The organism is Massilia pinisoli (assembly GCF_024753285.1).
GTDB lineage: Bacteria > Pseudomonadota > Gammaproteobacteria > Burkholderiales > Burkholderiaceae_D > Telluria > Telluria pinisoli.
Genome location: NZ_JANUGW010000006.1, coordinates 21,688 through 38,787, shown reverse-complemented (window position 1 = coordinate 38,787; position 17,100 = coordinate 21,688). Strand labels below are relative to the sequence as shown.

18 protein-coding genes are annotated in these 17,100 nt (G+C 67.2%); 6 read left to right on the top strand and 12 right to left on the bottom strand.

The window, feature by feature from the left end; genetic code table 11:
* Positions 1-12: 12 nt before the first annotated feature.
* The 4 genes from NX784_RS10150 to NX784_RS10135 form a co-directional block, all read right to left on the bottom strand.
* Positions 13-540 carry a chemotaxis protein CheW gene (locus NX784_RS10150; RefSeq protein WP_258816528.1) on the bottom strand — a complete coding sequence of 176 codons (528 nt, stop codon included), beginning with the start codon at positions 538-540 and terminating at the stop codon, positions 13-15.
* 1 nt (position 541) lies between these two features.
* A complete protein-coding gene (locus tag NX784_RS10145; RefSeq protein ID WP_370662923.1) occupies positions 542-910 on the bottom strand; it encodes a response regulator in 369 nt (122 codons plus the stop codon).
* Positions 911-930: 20 nt separating this feature from the next.
* The gene (locus NX784_RS10140) at positions 931-1,329 is read right to left on the bottom strand and encodes a response regulator (RefSeq protein ID WP_258816527.1); all 399 of its coding nucleotides are present in this window, start codon (positions 1,327-1,329) and stop codon (positions 931-933) included.
* 162 nt (positions 1,330-1,491) lie between these two features.
* A complete protein-coding gene (locus NX784_RS10135; protein WP_029755924.1) occupies positions 1,492-1,644 on the bottom strand; it encodes a rubredoxin in 153 nt (50 codons plus the stop codon).
* A 116-nt stretch (positions 1,645-1,760) separates the two neighbouring features.
* Here NX784_RS10135 and thiD point away from each other — a divergent pair, with 116 nt between their 5' ends.
* The 5 genes from thiD (at position 1,761) to NX784_RS10110 (ending at position 6,416) form a co-directional block, all read left to right on the top strand.
* Complete coding sequence (thiD, locus tag NX784_RS10130; RefSeq protein ID WP_258816526.1) at positions 1,761-2,582, top strand: bifunctional hydroxymethylpyrimidine kinase/phosphomethylpyrimidine kinase; 822 nt, start codon at positions 1,761-1,763, stop codon at positions 2,580-2,582.
* Positions 2,583-2,635: 53 nt separating this feature from the next.
* Positions 2,636-3,937, top strand: a complete 1,302-nt coding sequence (gene hemL / locus NX784_RS10125) for a glutamate-1-semialdehyde 2,1-aminomutase (protein WP_258816525.1) — start codon at positions 2,636-2,638, stop codon at positions 3,935-3,937.
* Between the two features lie 161 nt (positions 3,938-4,098).
* On the top strand, positions 4,099-5,376 hold the full coding sequence (locus tag NX784_RS10120; protein ID WP_258816524.1) for an NRAMP family divalent metal transporter: 1,278 nt from the start codon (positions 4,099-4,101) through the stop codon (positions 5,374-5,376).
* Between the two features lie 94 nt (positions 5,377-5,470).
* Positions 5,471-5,884 carry a hypothetical protein gene (locus NX784_RS10115; RefSeq protein ID WP_258816523.1) on the top strand — a complete coding sequence of 138 codons (414 nt, stop codon included), beginning with the start codon at positions 5,471-5,473 and terminating at the stop codon, positions 5,882-5,884.
* Positions 5,885-5,930: 46 nt separating this feature from the next.
* Positions 5,931-6,416: a heme-degrading domain-containing protein gene (locus NX784_RS10110; protein WP_258816522.1), complete on the top strand. Its 486-nt coding sequence runs from the start codon at positions 5,931-5,933 to the stop codon at positions 6,414-6,416.
* Here the strand turns inward: NX784_RS10110 and corA are convergent, their stop codons facing one another.
* Entirely contained in the window at positions 6,417-7,382 is a 966-nt protein-coding gene (gene corA, locus NX784_RS10105) for a magnesium/cobalt transporter CorA (protein ID WP_258816521.1), read from the bottom strand.
* 187 nt (positions 7,383-7,569) lie between these two features.
* Between corA and NX784_RS10100 the strand changes: the two genes are divergently transcribed.
* Positions 7,570-9,699: a TonB-dependent receptor plug domain-containing protein gene (locus tag NX784_RS10100; RefSeq protein WP_258816520.1), complete on the top strand. Its 2,130-nt coding sequence runs from the start codon at positions 7,570-7,572 to the stop codon at positions 9,697-9,699.
* Between the two features lies 1 nt (position 9,700).
* On the opposite strand, the gene mtgA is transcribed toward NX784_RS10100, so the two are convergent.
* From mtgA to mpl, 7 genes are all read right to left on the bottom strand, one after another.
* Complete coding sequence (gene mtgA / locus NX784_RS10095; RefSeq protein ID WP_258816519.1) at positions 9,701-10,441, bottom strand: monofunctional biosynthetic peptidoglycan transglycosylase; 741 nt, start codon at positions 10,439-10,441, stop codon at positions 9,701-9,703.
* Positions 10,438-11,262 (bottom strand): shikimate dehydrogenase, encoded by an 825-nt coding sequence (aroE, locus tag NX784_RS10090; RefSeq protein ID WP_258816518.1) that lies wholly within the window; start codon positions 11,260-11,262, stop codon positions 10,438-10,440. Before aroE ends, mtgA begins: the two co-directional genes overlap by 4 nt.
* A gap of 11 nt (positions 11,263-11,273) precedes the next feature.
* The gene (locus tag NX784_RS10085) at positions 11,274-12,125 is read right to left on the bottom strand and encodes a TonB family protein (RefSeq protein ID WP_258816745.1); all 852 of its coding nucleotides are present in this window, start codon (positions 12,123-12,125) and stop codon (positions 11,274-11,276) included.
* A gap of 168 nt (positions 12,126-12,293) precedes the next feature.
* Positions 12,294-14,372 carry a ribonuclease catalytic domain-containing protein gene (locus NX784_RS10080; protein WP_258816517.1) on the bottom strand — a complete coding sequence of 693 codons (2,079 nt, stop codon included), beginning with the start codon at positions 14,370-14,372 and terminating at the stop codon, positions 12,294-12,296.
* Positions 14,369-14,962 carry a chorismate--pyruvate lyase family protein gene (locus NX784_RS10075; protein WP_258816516.1) on the bottom strand — a complete coding sequence of 198 codons (594 nt, stop codon included), beginning with the start codon at positions 14,960-14,962 and terminating at the stop codon, positions 14,369-14,371. The genes NX784_RS10080 and NX784_RS10075 overlap by 4 nt, the downstream gene beginning before the upstream one ends.
* Positions 14,959-15,588 (bottom strand): YqiA/YcfP family alpha/beta fold hydrolase, encoded by a 630-nt coding sequence (locus NX784_RS10070; RefSeq protein ID WP_258816515.1) that lies wholly within the window; start codon positions 15,586-15,588, stop codon positions 14,959-14,961. Before NX784_RS10070 ends, NX784_RS10075 begins: the two co-directional genes overlap by 4 nt.
* Entirely contained in the window at positions 15,585-17,006 is a 1,422-nt protein-coding gene (gene mpl / locus NX784_RS10065; protein ID WP_370662922.1) for a UDP-N-acetylmuramate:L-alanyl-gamma-D-glutamyl-meso-diaminopimelate ligase, read from the bottom strand. The genes NX784_RS10070 and mpl overlap by 4 nt, the downstream gene beginning before the upstream one ends.
* Positions 17,007-17,100 lie beyond the last annotated feature (94 nt).

Here is a 17,100-nt window from a genome sequence, read left to right as displayed (position 1 = left end):
GTTGTGATTGATTTAGCGTGCGACTTGCAGAAACCGTTCCTCGCGCGCGAGGGCCGCCAGCGACAGCGGTGTCCATTCGCGCCCGTCCGCGTCGAGCAGGCCCCCGTCCGCGGACGTCATGTCGGCCGCGTGGCGCAGGCCGACGACTCTTCCGACCAGCAAGGCGCACGGAAACGCCAGGCCGGGTGCGAACGTGACGAGGCGCGCGCCCGCGGCCGGCGCGGCACTCGGCGCCGCATCCGGATCGAGGTAGCGCGCTAGGTCGACGACACCCACCAGGCTGCCGCGCACGTTCGCCAGGCCGAGATACCACGGCTGCGTCAGGGGCACCGCGGCCAGCGGCGGCAGCGGCACGATCTCGCCGGCTTCGACGAGGTCGAACAGATAGCGCGCGCCGCCGATCTCGACGCCCAGCTGGTGCGCGCGCGCGCCGCTGCTCGTGCGCGCGGCCTGCATGCGCTCGAGCAGCTGTTCCTGGTACTGGCGCAGGCGCGCGCGCCTGGCCGCGCCCTTCTGTCCGCCGGCGTCGCTGGCGTCCATCTCAGGCGCCGAGCGTGGCGATGGTGGCCAGCAGCCTGGCCGCGTCGACCGGCTTGACGAAATAATCCTTCGCGCCCTGGCGCATGCCCCAGATGCGGTCCGTTTCCTGGTTCTTGCTGCTGCAGATGATGACGGGGACGGACGCGAGCTCCGGGTCGCGCGCGATCGAACGCGTCACCTGGAAGCCGTTCGCGCCGGGCATCACGACGTCCATCAAAATCAGCTCCGGACGCTCGGCGCGGATCTTGGCCAGCGCCTCCTCGCCGTTGTCGGCCGTGGTCACGGTGAAGCCGTTGCGCACGAGGATGTCGGTCAGGTAGTAACGTTCGGTCGGGGAATCGTCGACGATCAGGATCTTTTGTATGGCCACGGTGGGCTCCGCATCGTTGGTCAGGCAGCAGCGGCTTGGCCCTGCGCATGATCGCGCACGGCCGCCAGCAGGCTGTCCTTGGAAAAAGGTTTGGTCAGGTAGGCGCTCGAGCCCACCATCGCGCCGCGCGCACGGTCGAACAGGCCGTCCTTGGACGACAGCATGATCACGGGCGTGGCATGGAATTTCGCGCTCTTCTTGATCAGGGCGCAGGTCTGGTAGCCGTCGAGCCGCGGCATCAGGATGTCGCAGAACACCAGCGCGGGCTGGTGGTCGTTGATCTTGGCCAGCGCGTCGAAGCCGTCTTCGGCCAGCACCACCCGGTAGCCGGCCTGTGTCAGGAAAATCTCGGCGGACCGACGGATCGTGCTGCTGTCGTCGATCACCATGATCGTCAAGCCTGTCGGTTGCGTCGTCATATTCGTTTCACTTCAGCATGAACACGCAAGATAGCATAGCGTGTGGGGCTTGTGCATGAAGTGTTGCGATACGTCAACTCACTGATGCAGATGGCGTTGAGAGGATGACATCGAGCGTTGGCGGGACGTCATCGTTCATTGACCGGGCGGCAAGGAAACCGCTCAGATCGCGGTCATTTCGAAGTCGTCCTTGCGCGCGCCGCATTCCGGGCACGTCCAGTTCATCGGGACGTCGGCCCAGCGGGTGCCCGGCGCGATGCCGTCGTCCGGGGCGCCGGCGGCTTCGTCGTAGACCCAGCCGCAGATCAGGCACATCCAGGTCTGATACACCTGTGTTTCAGTACTCACGTTCAATTCCTCTTTTCAGTTCAGTGTTAGCCTAACGGTCCCCATCAGATAAAATGAGGGAAAGGTATATTATTCTACCCGCTGTGCAAAACCAATCGTCTCCACTCATCCTCACGTTCGGCCCCGCCGATCCGGTCGGGGCACTGGGCATCCAGTCCGACGTGACCGTCTTCGCCATGCATGGCTGCCACGCCCTGTCGGTCGTGACGGGCCTGCTCGTGGCCGACTCCGCGCGCGTCGACGACATCCAGCCGACCGACCACGCGTTCGTCGTCGAACAGGCGCGCATGCTCCTCGAGGACATGCCGGTGTCCGCCATCAAGGTGGGGACGATGGCCAGCCTGGAACAGATCGCCGCGATCGCGGAAATCGTGTCCGACTATGCGGACGTGCCCCTCATCCTCGATCCGTTCACGTCGTCCCTGCCCGATTGCGGCACGCGCGACGATGACATGATGACGCTCATTCACCAATTGCTCGTGCCGCAGGCCAGCGTGTTCCTGCTGTCGCAACCCGAGCTGGCGCGCTTCGCCGACTGCTGGCGCGATCCGGCCAGCCTGGCCACCGTCGCCGAGGACGCGGCCGAGCTCACGGGCCTCGGCTGCGGCCACGTGCTCGTGACGGGCATCGGCGGCGGCGACGGCACCCGCTGCAACGAGTTGTACGACGCGGACGGCCTCGCCACCGCCCTGCCCTGGTCGCAACACCTGCCCGGCCCGTTCGTCGGCGCCGGCAGCACGCTGTCGGCCGCGCTGGCGGCCGTCATGGCGCGCGGCGCCGGCGCCCAGGATGCGCTGCCGCCGGCCCAGGAATACGTCACCGGCGCCCTCGCCAACGCCTGCCGCTTCGGCATGGGCCGGCTCATCCCGAACAAGATCTTCCGCGCCCCCGGCGCGGCCTGCTAACCAGACGGCGCCAGCGCCCGTCGCGGGCACGGCGCCGGATTCACCGAGACACCATGACCGCTACCTCAAGCACCACCTCCCGGAACGACATCCTGTTCGCCCGCGCCCAGCAGACCACGCCGGGCGGCGTCAACTCGCCCGTGCGCGCCTTCCGCTCCGTCGGCGGCACGCCGCGCTTCATCACCCGCGCCGAAGGGCCGTATTTCTGGGACGCGGACGGCAAGCGCTACATCGACTACATCGGCTCCTGGGGCCCGGCCATCGTCGGCCATGCGCACCCGCAAGTGGTGAAGGCCGTGCAGGATGCCGCCGCGCGCGGCCTGTCGTTCGGCGCGCCGACCGAGGGCGAGATCGAGATCGCCGAGGAAATCTGCCGCCTCGTGCCGTCGATCGAGCAGGTGCGCCTCGTCTCGTCCGGCACGGAAGCGACGATGAGCGCGCTGCGCCTGGCACGCGGCGCCACGGGCCGCGACAAGATCGTCAAGTTCGAAGGCTGCTACCACGGCCACGCCGATTCCCTGCTGGTGAAGGCCGGTTCGGGCCTGCTCACGTTCGGCAACCCGACGTCGGCCGGCGTGCCGGAGGACTTCGTCAAGCACACCATCGTCCTCGACTACAACGACATCCCGCAGCTGGAAGACGCGTTCGCGTCGATGGGCGACACCATCGCCTGCGTGATCGTGGAAGCCGTGGCCGGCAACATGAACCTGATCCGCGCGACGCCGGAATTCCTGCACCGCATGCGCGAACTGTGCACGGAGTACGGCACCGTCCTGATCTTCGACGAGGTGATGTCGGGCTTCCGCGTCGGCATTGGCGGTGCGCAGGCGCTGTACGGCATCGTGCCGGACTTGACGGCGCTGGGTAAGGTCATCGGCGGCGGCATGCCCGTTGCCGCGTTCGGCGGCCGCGCCGACCTGATGCAGAAAATGGCGCCCATCGGCCCCGTCTACCAGGCGGGCACGCTGTCCGGCAACCCGGTCGCCGTCGCCGCCGGCATGACGACCTTGAAGCTGATCCAGCAGCCGGGCTTCTACGAGCACCTGACGGCGCAGACGAAGAAGCTGGTCGATGGCCTGACGGCGGCCGCGAAGGACGCCGGCATCGCGTTCTGCGCGGACAGCGTCGGCGGCATGTTCGGCCTGTATTTCGCCGACACGGTGCCGACCGGCTACGCGCAGATGATGGCCGGTGACAAGGAACGCTTCAACCGCTTCTTCCACGGCATGCTGGACGAGGGCGTGTATTTTGCGCCGGCCATGTTCGAAGCGGGCTTCGTGTCCGCCGCGCACGACGATGCCGTGATCGCGGCCACCGTGGACGCGGCGCGACGCGTCTTCGGCCGCCTGGCTTAAACGGGGCTTATTTCTCGCTTGTGTTACCGAGGGGACACGTTGGAACCGTGTCCCCCGTGCTACACTGCGCGCCAATCATGGACCTTCCCTCTACCAACCCGATCGCCCTGGCGCGCTGATCCTTCCGGCCGCGCGCCTGTGTTCCTTCGCGCGAGCCCGACATGCCGTTCAAGCTTTTCCGCCGTCTCACCGACAACGCCACCCTGAAATCGCTGGGACCGGGCCTGATCACGGGCGCCGCGGACGACGACCCTTCCGGCATCGCCACCTATTCGCAGGCGGGCGCGCAATTCGGCTTCAATACGCTGTGGACGCTCGTACTCACGTATCCGTTCATGGTCGGCATCCAGCTCGTGTCGGCCCGCATTGGCCGCGTGACGGGACGCGGACTCGCTGCCAACATCCGCCGCGCATATTCTCCCTGGCTGCTGTACGTCATCGTCGCCCTGCTGCTGGTGGCCAACGTGATCAACATCGCGGCCGACATCGCCGCCATGGGCGAGGCGCTGTATCTCGTGACGGGCACCGGGTCGAGCCACTTGTACGCGCTCGGCTTCGGCGTGCTGTGCCTGCTGCTCCAGGTATTCCTGCCGTACGCGACCTATGTGCGCTACCTGAAATGGCTCACCTTGGGCCTGCTGGCCTATGTCGCGACGGCGTTCGCCGTGCACATGCCGTGGACGGAAGTGTTCGCGCGCACCGTCTGGCCCCATTTCGCGTTCACGAAGGAATCCGTCGCGCTGGTCGTCGCCGTGTTCGGCACGACCATCAGCCCTTACCTGTTCTTCTGGCAGGCGTCGCAGGAAGTCGAGGAGATCCGCAACGACCATCACACGCGCGCCCTGCGCACGCGCCCGCGCGACGCGGCCGCGCAGCTTCGCCGCATCAAGTCCGACACCTTGATCGGCATGGGCTTTTCCAACATCGTCGCGTTCTTCATCATGCTGACGACGGCCGTTACGCTTGGCGCGCACGGGATCACGGACATCCAGTCGTCCGCCCAGGCGGCCGAAGCGCTGCGTCCGGTGGCGGGCGAGTTCGCGTTCCTCGCGTTCGCGCTGGGCATCATCGGGACGGGCATGCTGGCCGTGCCGGTGCTGGCCGGCTCGGCCGCGTACGCCGTCACCGAGAGCTTCCGCTGGCGCAACGGCATGGACCTGAAAGTGGTCGAGGCGCGCGAGTTCTACGGCATCATCGCCCTCGCCACGCTGGGCGGGGTGCTGCTCGACTTCGCCCCTGTCGACCCGATCGCGGCCCTCGTGCTGTCCGCGCAGATCAACGGCGTGATCGCCGTGCCCATCATGGCCGTCATGATGATGCTCGCGCACAACCGCAAGATCATGGGCGCGTACACGCTCTCCACGCGCCATACGCTCATCGGCTGGGCTGGCGTGGCCGTGATGATGGTGGCCGTGGTGGCGATGTTCGCGACCTTGTGACCGCGTCAATCACCCCCACGCGTGGGGCTGCACCCGCGCGGGCGGACAGCTTACGATGCGCTCCTCTCATGTACACACCCACTGGAGCCGCATCATGCAAACCACCACCGTTTCCCCGATCCCGCAACCGCAATTCTCGCGCGCCGGGATCATCTGGCTGAAGCTGGCCGTCCTCTACCTGATCCTCGGCATTTCGCTGGGCATCGCGATGGGCGCCAGCCAGAATTTCACGTTGCGACCCGTCCACGCGCACATCAACCTGCTGGGCTGGACGACGATGGCGCTTGCGGGCCTGATCTACAGCGTGTTCCCGCAGGCGGGCGAAAGCCGCTTGGCGCGCCTGCATTTCTGGCTGCTGAACCTGGCCCTGCCCGTCATGATGGGTGCGCTCACCTTGCTGCTGCTGGGCCATATGAGCATCGCGCCCGTGCTCGCGATCGGGGAAATCGTCGCCGCGCTGGCCATCCTCACGTTCGCCGCCAACCTGTTCCTGAACCTGAAGCACTAATGGTGCCCGGTTGGTTATACTCGCGGATCACTTCGCAGGAACCGGCATGGACAAGCAAACCGTAACACTCGACACCATCAAGCGCCAGGAAGAGGCGTTGCAGTTCACCTCGTTCGACAACGACGCCGCGCTCGCGATCGGCAACAAGATCGTCGAGATGGCCAAGGCCGACAAGGTCGGCGTCACGGTCGACGTCGCCGTCAACCGCAATCCGCTGTTCTTCCACGCGATGGCGGGCACGAGCCCGAACAACATCGACTGGATCCGGCGCAAGAGCAACCTCGTGAACCGCACGGGCCGCGCGTCGTTCTTCACGCATCTGCAGGCCATCGAACGCGGCCAGGACTACGACAACCTGCCGACGTTCGACCGCAAGGATTTCGCCGCGCACGGCGGCTCGTTCCCCATCGTCGTCAAGGGCACGGGCCAGGTCGGCACGATCACCGTGTCCGGGCTTGCGGGCGTGGACGACCATGCGCTGGTCGTGCGGGCGCTGACGTGGTATCTGAAGGTGGACGACGTGCCGCTCTGATTATTTCAGCCAGCCGCGGTGCCGGAAGTACAGGAACGGCGCGATGGCGCTGACCACCATCAGCGCCAGCGACCAGCCATAGCCGAGGTGCCAGTGCAGCTCGGGCATGAATTCGAAGTTCATGCCGTAGATGCTGGCGATCAGCGTCGGCGGCAGGAACGCGACGGACGCCACCGAGAATATCTTGATGATCTTGTTCTGGTTGATGTTGATGAAGCCGACCGTGGCGTCCATCAGGAAGTTGATCTTGTCGAACAGGAACGAGGTGTGGCCGTCCAGCGATTCGATGTCGCGCAGGATCTGGCGTGCTTCTTCGAACTGGTCCGTGTTGAGCAGGCGGCCGCGCATCAGGAAGCTCACGGCGCGGCGCGTATCCATCATGTTGCGGCGGATGCGGCCGTTCAAGTCTTCCTCGTGCGCGATCGCATTCAGCGCGGCGGCCGCGTCCTGGTCGGTGAATTCCTTCTGCAGCACGCGCTGGCTGACGTCTTCCAGGCTCTCGTAGATGCCTTCCAGCGCGTCGGCCGAATATTCGGCGTCCGTCGCGTACAGGTCGAGCAGCACGTCCATGTAGTCCTCGATCGAGCCGGGCCGCGAGCGCGCGCGCAGGCGCACGAGGCGGAACACGGGCAGGTCGTCCGTGTGGACCGAGAACAGGATCTTCTTCGCGAGGATGAACGCAACCGTCACGATGCGCGACGGGCCGTCCTCTTCCTCGCGCAGGAAGTCGGTGCGCAGGTGCAGGTCGCCGTTTTCCGCCTCGTAGTAGCGGGCCGATGCCTCGATGTCCTGGACTTCGTCCTCGCCCGGCAGGATCACGTCATAGGTCGCCTTGACCCAGGCGCGCTCCTCGTCCGTGGGATCGGTGAGGTCGACCCAGACGGCAGGCACGTTCTCCAGATCGGTCCGCGAGGCGATCGGTACCTGGTTCAGTCGGCCATTTTGTAGGACAAATACGTTGATCATGCGCTGCTTTCTCGGCCGGATTCGGAAACAGCGCAAGTGTACCTTTAAGCCCTGGGCCCGGCCAGCCCGAACGCGTGTTTTGCGGTAAATACTCGCCCCCTGGGCCGGCGGCGGCATTCGTCCCGTCGTCCCGTGCGTTCATCCCACCGCTGTTCCGCAACCGGGGCGGCCACCGAATAATCCCGCCATGCACACTTTCCGATCCCGCGGCGCCGGTGCGCTGCTGCTGGCCGTCCAGGCCTGCGCCCATGCCCAGACCGCGCCCGAGCCCATGCAACAAGTCGTCGTCAGCGCCGACGCGCGGCACGCGTCATCGACCACCTCGTCGATCGTCGTCGGCCGCGACGACATCCTGCGCCTCGGCGACGCCACGCTGTCCGACGTCTTGAAGCGGCAATCCGGCATCACGGTCGACACGAACCCGGGCAAGCCCGCCACGATCCGCATGCGCGGCATGGGCGGCGGCTACGTGGCGCTGCTGCTCAACGGCGTGCCGGCGCCGGCGGGCTTCGCGCTCGAGTCGCTCGGCCCGGACGTCATCGAGCGCATCGAGATCCAGCGCACCGCCACCGCCGAGACGTCCAGCCAGGCCGTGGCCGGCACCATCAACGTGATCCTGCGCCGCGCCGGTCCCACCCGGGGCGCCCCCGCGACGGAGGTCAAGGCGGGCAGCGCCGTCGTCGACGGCTATCTCGCGCCGCAGTTCGTCGCCCAGCACAGCGGCCGCGCGGGCGCGCTGGCCTATACGGTCGTCGCCACGCTGAAGCACGACGAGAAGCCGGTCACGGCCGTCACCACGGAGACGGGCACGCAGCCCGACCTGAGGCGCAGCATCGCGTGGACCGACCACCAGACCGAGGCGGTGGCGGAGCTGGCGCCGCGCCTGTCGTGGCAGCCGGACACTAGCGACACCGTCACGGCGCAAGCCTATGTGCGCACGCGCCGCCTGGACAATACCAAGCGCGAGGTGGAAACCACGGCAATCGGCAGCCCGACCGCGTTTCCGCACGCCGTCCAACGCTTCGCGGCGGACCCGCTGCACGCCTATGCCGACGCCGCCTGGATCCGCAAGCTGGCCGGCGGCGCGCGCGTGACGGCCAAGCTGTCCGCGTACACCACGACCCGCGATGCCGACTTCGTGTACCGCGGCATGGACGTGCGCGACGCCCTGCTCGAGACCCATCGCGTGGCGTCCGGCCCGACCGAGCGCGAATGGACGTTCAACGGCAGCTGGCGCCGCCCCATGTGGCGCGGCCACCTGCTCGCGGCCGGGTGGGAACTGGGCCGCAAGCGGCGCAGCGAATACCGGCGCGAACGCCAGACCGACGCGGACGATGCGCTGCTGCTCGCGAGCGACGAGGACTACCGCGCCAGCGTCGCGCGCGCGGCGTTCTTCGTGCAGGACGAGTGGGACATCGACGATGCGTGGTCGGCCTACGTCGGCCTGCGCCGCGAAGACCTGCGCACGACGGGAGCGGGCAACGCGCATGCCGCCGTCGACGTCGATGCCGGCGCCTGGAGCCCGATCCTGCAGGCGCTGTTCAAGCCGGCGCACCCGGACGGCGGCACGGGACCGCGCGACCAGTTCCGCCTCGCCGTCAGCCGCACGTACAAGGCACCGAACATCGTCCAGCTGATGCCGCGCCGCTACACGGTCGACAACAACAACAGCGCCACGTATCCCGACGAGCAGGGCAATCCGAACCTGCGCCCGGAACTGGCGCTCGCCATCGACCTGGCCTGGGAACGCACGCTCGGCAACGAGGGCATGGTGGGCATGAGCGCCTTCCACAAGCGCATCCGCGACGTCACGCTGTACCGCACGTTCCTGGCCGACGGCGTGTGGACCTCGATGCCGGACAACCTGGGCGGCGCGACCGTGCGCGGCATCGAATTCGAGGGCAAGGTGACGCGCGGCCCGCTGACGGCGCGCGTGAACGCGGCGCGCAACTGGTCGAACGTGGACAGCGTGCCAGGGCCGGGTAACCGGATCGAGGGGCAGCCGGCCTACAGCGGCAACGTCGGCCTCGACTACGCCGCCGCCCGCATCGACGTCGGCGGCAGCTACGGCTACCGCGGCCGGGTGGCCGGCCGCACGAGCGCCCTGCTGTCCAGCGACGACGGCATCAAGCGCCAGCTCGACCTGTATGCGGTGTGGAAGCGCGACGCGACGACGCGGCTGCGCTTGTCCGTCGCGGACCTGCTGCATCCGGACTATCGCGAACGGATCGCATGGGACGGCGCGAGCCCGCGCGCACGCACGACGGTCTACCGCGTGCGCACGACCTGGCGCCTCGTGTGGGAGCAGGCGTTGTGAATCAGGGCAGCTCGGCGGCGTTCATGCGGCGCTGGATGACGGCCGTGCGGCGCGCCAGGTAGCTCGTGTCGCGGTGGCGGTCGTAGTAGCGCGGGTTCGGCAGCATCACGGCCAGGCGCGCGGCCTGGGCCGGGCTCAGGTTCGCGGCCGCTGTGTGGAAGTAGTGGCGCGCCGCCGCTTCCGCGCCGAACACGCCGCGGCCGAATTCGACGACGTTCAGGTAGATCTCCAGGATGCGTTCCTTGTCCATCACCGCTTCCAGCATGTAGGCGATGACGAGTTCCTGGCCCTTGCGCAGGTAGTTGCGCGAGCCGGACAGGAACAGGTTCTTCGCGAGCTGCTGCGTGATCGTCGACCCGCCGCCCACGACCCGGTGCTTCTTGTTGTTGCGCTCGTAGGCCTTTTCCAGCGCATCCCAGTCGACGCCGTCGTGGTCGACGAAATTGGCGTCCTCGGACGCGATCACGGCGCGCTTGAGGTGGTCCGAAATGCGCGCGTACGGCACCCACATGTGCTCCAGCTTTGCGTTCGGATTCTGTTCGCGCAGCGCCGCAAGCTGCTGGCGCATCATGCTCGAGGACGACGGATTGAACTGCGTCCACCAGCACACCATCGCGAAGAAATACAGCTGCAGCAGGACGGCGAGCAGCAGCGGCCCGAGGATGATCCATTTCAGCCAGCGCCGCCCGCCGGACTTCGTGCGGGGGACGGCGCCCGCCTTCAGGGTGCCGACGCCGCTCATGACGCTGCGCGCATGCGGGCCAGCACGGACGCCGTGTCCGGCCGGACGCCGCGCCAGATGGCGAACGCTTCGGCCGCCTGCTCGACGAGCATGCCGAGGCCGTCGCGCACGGTCGCGCCGTGCTTTGCTGCGAATGCCATGAACGGTGTCGGCTTCTTCCCGTACATCATGTCCAACGCGAGCGCTCCCTGGCGGAACGCGCTCGCCGGCACGGGCGGCAAGTCGGCCGACAGGCTCGCCGACGTGGCGTTGACGACGACGTCGAACGAGCCCCTTATGTCCGTGAAGCCGCAAGCAGCGATCTGGCCGGGATACGCGACGTGGTCCGCGAAATGGGCCACGAGCGCATCGGCCGTCGCGCGCGTGCGGTTGGCGATGACGATCGCCTCCGGTTTCTCGCGCAGGAACGGCAGGATCACGCCGCGCGCCGCGCCGCCCGCGCCCAGCAGCAGGATGCGCTTGCCGGCCAGCGGCACGCCCGCATTCCTGACGATGTCGGCGACGAGGCCCGGGCCGTCCGTGTTGTCGCCGACGATCTCGCCGCCGTCGAAGCGCAAGGTGTTGACGGCGCCCGCCAGGCGCGCCCGCTCTTCCAGCCGCGTCGCGAGCGCGGCCGCTTCCAGCTTGAACGGCACGGTGACGTTGGCGCCGCGATAGCCTTGCGCGACGAGGTCCCGCACGGTGTCCGCAAAACCGTCCAGCGGCGCCAGCTGGCGCTTGTAAGCGATGTCCTGCCCGGTCGCGGCCGCGAAGGCGGCGTGGATGTCCGGCGATTTACTGTGGGCGATCGGGTTGCCGATCACGCAATACTTGTCCGTCATTCGATCTCCTGTTAACCGTCGCCGCGCAATTCCGCCTGCAGTTTTTCTTCGCGCGTGAATTTGAAGCGGGTGACGACGATCCACAAATCGTCCTTGTCGCTCGACCGCATATTCGCCGGGAACTTGCCGAACGGCGCCGCGCGCCGGACGATCGCCAGCGCGGCCTTGTCCAGCGCCGCGTTGCCGGAGCTGCGCTCGATGCGCGGTCCGCCCTCTTTCTCGTACAGGGTGCCGTCCTGGAAGATCGGGATGTAGACGACCAGCTCGCCGTACAGCTTGTGCCCGTTCTGCTGCGGGAAATTCAGGGTGCCAACTTCCTCCACGCGCTTCTGCATCGCCTTGTAGTACATCGCGTAGCCGACTTCGCGCGTGCTGGGGCTGATGAACGTCTTCTTGGGGCGCTTGTTCTCGTCGGAGATGCGCTGGGTGATCTCGGCCGTCATGCGCGCGATGGCCTTGGTGGAATCGAGGTTGTCGACACCAGTCCGGCTCGGGTCCGGCTTGGCCTGGTCGGCGACGGGCGCCCTGTTGAATTGCGACTGGCGGACTTTCGTCAGGACGCTTTTCTGTTGCTGTTCCAATTCGGCGATGCGGCGCTGCAGGGCCTGGATGCTGTCGCCGTTCTCGACCTTGCGCAGGTCCGGCAGCGGCGACTGGGCGCGCCCGGCGTCGGCACTGCCGCCGCCGTCCAGGTTGGCCTGGGCCAGCGCGTCGGCCTTCACGGGCGCACGCGCATGCTTGGCGTTGACGAGGATGACTTCCAGGCCCGGGTCGGCCGGCTGCAGCCGGAACGCGTCGGGCGCGGCGAAGCGGACCGCCAGCAGGGAGGCGTGCGCCAGCACCGAACAGGTGATGGCGATCATCAGGGGGCGGTTGTGTCGGAGGGTGTTCACGCGCTGCGGGGTGGGACGGTTGGGGTCATCGAACTGCCCATTCTACCGTGCGGGCCGGGCGATTTGCGAGCCTTGTGGAAACTCCGCACTCGGTAAATAACAACACGTTGTCATCGTTTCAACGCATCAATTTAGCGATTACGCCGCCCGCGGCGTCTCCGGATCGGCCTGCTCGCCCGCCACATCGGTCTGCGTCTCCGGATCGGTGACGGCCACCGCCCCTTCGGCCTCGGCCGCTTCGGCTGCCGCCGCCTCGCCCGTGTCCGCGCCTTCCTCTTCCTCGTCCAGCCCCAGCTCCTCGGCTGCCTCCGGAGCCACGGCAGCCACCTCGAGCAGGCGCGCCTCCAGCGCCAGGTCGACCTCGTCCCAGCGCACGATGTCCAGCCGGACCTGCGCGCCGCGCGCCACTTGCTGCATGCCCGGCAGGCGGATCACGAGCGGAATCTCGACGAGGCGCAGCACCTCATCCTTCAGCACGACGGCATCGACCTGCTTCGCATGCTCCTGCGCCAGCCAGCGCAGGCACCAGTAGCGCTCCATGTTCTGCTGGAAGTCGTTATACGCGGCGTACGCGGCGTCGAACGCGGACACGATCGAGAACAAGGTGGCGTCGCGGTGCTTGAACGGCGCGACCAGCGGCGCCGTCACGCCGTTGCTGGCGCACGCGAGGATCTGCCACTGGTTCACGAGGTCCGTGTAGCGGCGCAGCGGCGACGTCGACCACGCATATTGATCGACGCCCAGGCCCTGGTGCGGCGCCGCGTGCGTGACCATGCGCACCTGCATCTTGGCGGCCCAGCCGCCGGCGCCCGGGCCCTGCGAGCGGTAGATGCCCGGCACGCCACTGTCGTGCAGCAGCTTGCCCCACGTGCAGTTCGCGAAGATCATCAGTTCGGCGACGATCTTGTCCAGCGGCGCCCCGCGCTTGCGGCGCACGATCGTGACGACGTCGTCCTCGACGTAGAAATTGAAGTCGACGCGGTTGGCCTGCTCGGGTTTCAAACCGAACGCCTCGCGCTTCTTCATGCGGCCCGCTTCCAGCTGCAGCGCCCATTGCCACAGCAGGCCCAGCTCCGTCTTGTGCGGATAATCGCCTTCGCCGCTGTTCAGCGTCTCTTCGTTGACGACTTCATCGAGGTCGTTGTGGCGCAGGTTGTTCTTGATGGGCACGCGTTCGGCGCGCGTGGTCGTCGACAGCACGGTCCACGTGGCCGGGTCGAGCACGGCGTACAGCGACAGCGCCGGGCAGTCGCTGCCTTCGGCCAGCGTGTACGCATTGACGACCTCGTCCGGCAGCATCGTGATCTTATCGCCCGGCATGTACACGGTCGACATGCGCGCGCGGGCGATCTTGTCGATGGCGTCGTCGGGGCGGATGCCGAGGCCCGGCGCCGCGATGTGGATGCCGACGCGCACGGTGCCGTCGTCCAGCTTCTCGACGGAGAACGCGTCGTCGATCTCGGTCGTCGTCACGTCGTCGATCGAGAACGCGGCCACGTTCGCCAGCGGCAGGTCCGACGGAGGAACCGGCACTGCGACCGGCGGGAAGCCGGCGCCGCGCGGGAAGTGCTCGAACAGGAAGCGCCCCATGTGCAAGTCCTTCGCCGACGCGATGCCGCCCGTGGACAGCATCAGGCGCGGCGCCGTCGTCTGCAATTCGTCGGCCGCGGTCTCGAGGGCCTTGTATTCGATGCTGTTCTTGTCCGGCTTGAACAGCAGTTGCTGGACGAGCGGCTGCATCGCCTGCGGCAGCGTGCCGGCCTTCAGTTCCTCGACGTACGCGGCCTGCACGATGGCCTGCTGTTTCTTCTTTTCGATGCCGGCCAGCGCCGCGCGCAGCGACTGTTCCGGCGCGGCCTTGTAGCGGCCGCGGCCCTTTTTATAGAAATAGATTGGGGCGCCATGCAGCGCGAGCACGAGGCCGGCCGCCTCGAACGGCAGCGGCGCATGGCCGAAGTATTCGGCGCCCAGTTCCGCGAAGCCGAATTCGTCCTGGCCCGCGACTTCCCACAGGAATTCCAGGTCGACGTCCGCCGCGACGGCCTTCGCCTGTTCCAGCAAGGTGCCCGGGTCCGGCTTGTCGAACTGCAGCAGCACGTCGCGCGCCTTGACCTTGGTGCGCTTCCCGCTCGGCATCTCGACCTGGTAGGCCTCGCCCGCCTGCGACAACACGGTGCCGACCTTGAAATCACCGGACTCTTCGAAAAATAAGTTCATTTTGTATTCGTATTCATGTGGGTTGCGGGCGCTGCGAGGTCGAGTACCGCCGGCAGGAAGACCTCGGTGACGAGCAGTACGCCCTGGCGGCGGCGATACAGGCAACGCCGCGCAAAATAAGTTTCGTGCAGCGGGCCGTCGATGCCGAGCACGTCGTGCACGCGGGCCAGCAGCGGATGGCCGGGGCGCAGCCGCGCGAATTCGAGCTCGCCGCGCGTGACCTTCGGATCGTAGAACAGCGTGGTGCCGAGCGAACGCTCGCCCAGCGCCGAAAACAGCGGCCAGTCGCTCGCGCTCGCGCTCATCGGCACGACCGTGTGACCGTACACGACGGGGCGGTCATCGCAACGCAACAGCACTTCGCGTTCCCACACGCGTTGGGGCCGCGCGAGGCCGATCGCGGCCGCTTCGTCCGCCAGGCACATATTGCCGGCCTGGCGCAGTTTCTGTACCCGGAAATGCCCACTATGCGCGATGAGGCGCGCCGTCAGCGAGCCCGGGGTCGTGAGCCAGTCGCGCATGGCGGCCGGGGCGCCGACCCCGTCCGGATGCGCCAGCCAGCGGGCCCGGCGCAGCGACGCCGGCCTCACCTTGCCGTGTCCGATCCGGCCGAGCCTTGTACTTCCCCCGTCAGGCAGAATGCCAGCACCTCGTCGACATACTGCTCGAATTCCGAGATGGCGTGGTCGCTGCCCTCGATGACGTGCTGGTGCGCCCCTGCGTAATGCGCAACCATGTCGCGGTAGTCCAACACCTCGTCGCCGGTGGCGGCCAGCAGGAAATAGCGCTCCGGCCGCGTGATCTGTCCGACCTTCAGCGCCGCCAGCTCGGCGATGTAGTCGCGCTTGAATTCGAACGGCTCGCCCGTGTGCCACTCCGTCGTGATGCCGACGTGCTTGTCGAGGTCTTGCAACGGGTCGACGGCCGGGTTGATCAGCGCGGCGCGGCAGCCGAAGCGTTCCGCCAGCCACGTCGCGTAGAAACCGCCCAGCGACGAGCCGACGATGGCGAGTTCGTCCGGGCCCTTTGCAGCATAGCGCTCGACGAGGGTGAGCACGAGCGCCATCGCGGCCTGCGGCGACGGCGGCAGTTGCGGGCAGATCAGGAGGTCGGCGCGGCCGGCCGCGGCCATCCGCTGCTGCACGACGCGCGCCTTGAACGAACGCGGCGACGAGCGGAAGCCGTGCAAATAAAGCAGATGCGGGATCCCGCTCATGCCGCCAATGCCTCCAGCAACTTCTGGTGCACGCCGCCAAAGCCGCCGTTGCTCATCACGAGGATGTGATCGCCCGGCTGCGCGGCCTGGACGACGGCCTGCACGAGGTAGTCGATCTGGTCGAAGCTGTGCGCGTTGGCGCCCAGCGGTTTCAGCGCGTCCGCCAGCGACCACCCGAGTGCCTGCTGGCTGCCGAAGCCGAACACGAGGTCGGCATCCTTCAGGCTGCCCGGCAGCGCATCCTTCATCGCGCCCAGCTTCATCGTGTTCGAACGGGGTTCCAGCACGGCGAGAATCCTGCCGCTTGTGCCGAGTTTCTGGCGCAGGCCGCCCACGGTCATCGCGATGGCCGTCGGATGGTGCGCGAAGTCGTCGTACACGGTCACGCCGTTGACGGCGCCGCGCACTTCCATGCGACGCTTGACGCTCTGGAAGCGGGCCAGCGCCTCGATCGCCTGCGCGGGCGGCACGCCCACGTGACGCGCGGCCGCGATGGCGGCCAGCGCATTGCTGCGGTTGTGGTGGCCGGTCAGGTCCCAGTGGACGGTGCCCTGCTGCACGCCGTCGAACAGCACGTCGAAGCTGGAACCGCCCGGATGCTCGACGAGGCTCCAGTTGACACCTTCGGAACTGCCGAAGCTTTCCTTTTCGCTCCAGCAGCCGCGCTTCAGCACGCGCGCCAACGACGCCTCGTCGCCGTTGACGACGATGCGGCCGACGCCGGGTACCGTGCGCACGAGGTGGTGGAACTGCGTCTCGATGGCGCCGATGTCGGGGAAGATGTCGGCGTGGTCGTATTCGAGGTTGTTCAGCACCGCCGTCCGCGCATGGTAGTGCACGAACTTCGAACGCTTGTCGAAGAACGCCGTGTCGTACTCGTCCGCCTCGATCACGAAGAAGTCGGAGTCGGTTTCGCCGGATAGGCGCGCGGACACGCCGAAGTTCAGCGGCACGCCGCCGATCAGGAAGCCGGGCGAATAGCCCGCGTCTTCCAGGATCCACGCGAGCATCGACGACGTCGTCGTCTTGCCGTGCGTGCCCGCGACGGCGAGCACCCATTTGTGACGCAGAATATGGTCGCCAATCCATTGCGGCCCGGACACATACGGCAGGCCGCGGTTCAGAATCTCCTCGATGAGCGGATTGCCGCGCGTCATCACGTTGCCGACGACATACAGGTCCGGGTTCAAGTTCACCTGGTCGGGCCCGTACCCCTGGATCAGCTCGATGCCCTGGGCTTCGAGCTGGGTGCTCATCGGAGGGTAGACGTTGGCGTCGCACCCGGTGACGCGGTGGCCGGCCTCTTTGGCCAGCACCGCGAGGCCGCCCATGAAGGTGCCGCAGATGCCGAGGATATGGATGTGCATGACGTGCCGAAGGGATCGTTGAAATAGCGAATACGCGATTCTACCAAACACCTCATCCCCCGCAGCGGCCGTTTCGACACGGCGGCAACGAGCCCACCTATACAGATTGATGAACTATATAATCGTTTGGTGTGCTTCGGATGCT

Bases quoted from the DNA above. Each gene is read 5' to 3' on its own strand.
- NX784_RS10150 (WP_258816528.1), bottom strand. From the start codon at position 540: ATGGACGCCAGCGACGCCGGCGGACAGAAGGGCGCGGCCAGGCGCGCG.
- NX784_RS10140 (WP_258816527.1), bottom strand. From the start codon at position 1,329: ATGACGACGCAACCGACAGGCTTGACGATCATGGTGATCGACGACAGC.
- NX784_RS10135 (WP_029755924.1), bottom strand. From the start codon at position 1,644: ATGTGCCTGATCTGCGGCTGGGTCTACGACGAAGCCGCCGGCGCCCCG.
- hemL (WP_258816525.1), top strand. From the start codon at position 2,636: ATGACCGCTACCTCAAGCACCACCTCCCGGAACGACATCCTGTTCGCC.
- NX784_RS10120 (WP_258816524.1), top strand. From the start codon at position 4,099: ATGCCGTTCAAGCTTTTCCGCCGTCTCACCGACAACGCCACCCTGAAA.
- NX784_RS10115 (WP_258816523.1), top strand. From the start codon at position 5,471: ATGCAAACCACCACCGTTTCCCCGATCCCGCAACCGCAATTCTCGCGC.
- NX784_RS10110 (WP_258816522.1), top strand. From the start codon at position 5,931: ATGGACAAGCAAACCGTAACACTCGACACCATCAAGCGCCAGGAAGAG.
- corA (WP_258816521.1), bottom strand. From the start codon at position 7,382: ATGATCAACGTATTTGTCCTACAAAATGGCCGACTGAACCAGGTACCG.
- NX784_RS10100 (WP_258816520.1), top strand. From the start codon at position 7,570: ATGCACACTTTCCGATCCCGCGGCGCCGGTGCGCTGCTGCTGGCCGTC.
- mtgA (WP_258816519.1), bottom strand. From the start codon at position 10,441: ATGAGCGGCGTCGGCACCCTGAAGGCGGGCGCCGTCCCCCGCACGAAG.
- aroE (WP_258816518.1), bottom strand. From the start codon at position 11,262: ATGACGGACAAGTATTGCGTGATCGGCAACCCGATCGCCCACAGTAAA.
- NX784_RS10085 (WP_258816745.1), bottom strand. From the start codon at position 12,125: ATGATCGCCATCACCTGTTCGGTGCTGGCGCACGCCTCCCTGCTGGCG.
- NX784_RS10080 (WP_258816517.1), bottom strand. From the start codon at position 14,372: ATGAACTTATTTTTCGAAGAGTCCGGTGATTTCAAGGTCGGCACCGTG.
- NX784_RS10070 (WP_258816515.1), bottom strand. From the start codon at position 15,588: ATGAGCGGGATCCCGCATCTGCTTTATTTGCACGGCTTCCGCTCGTCG.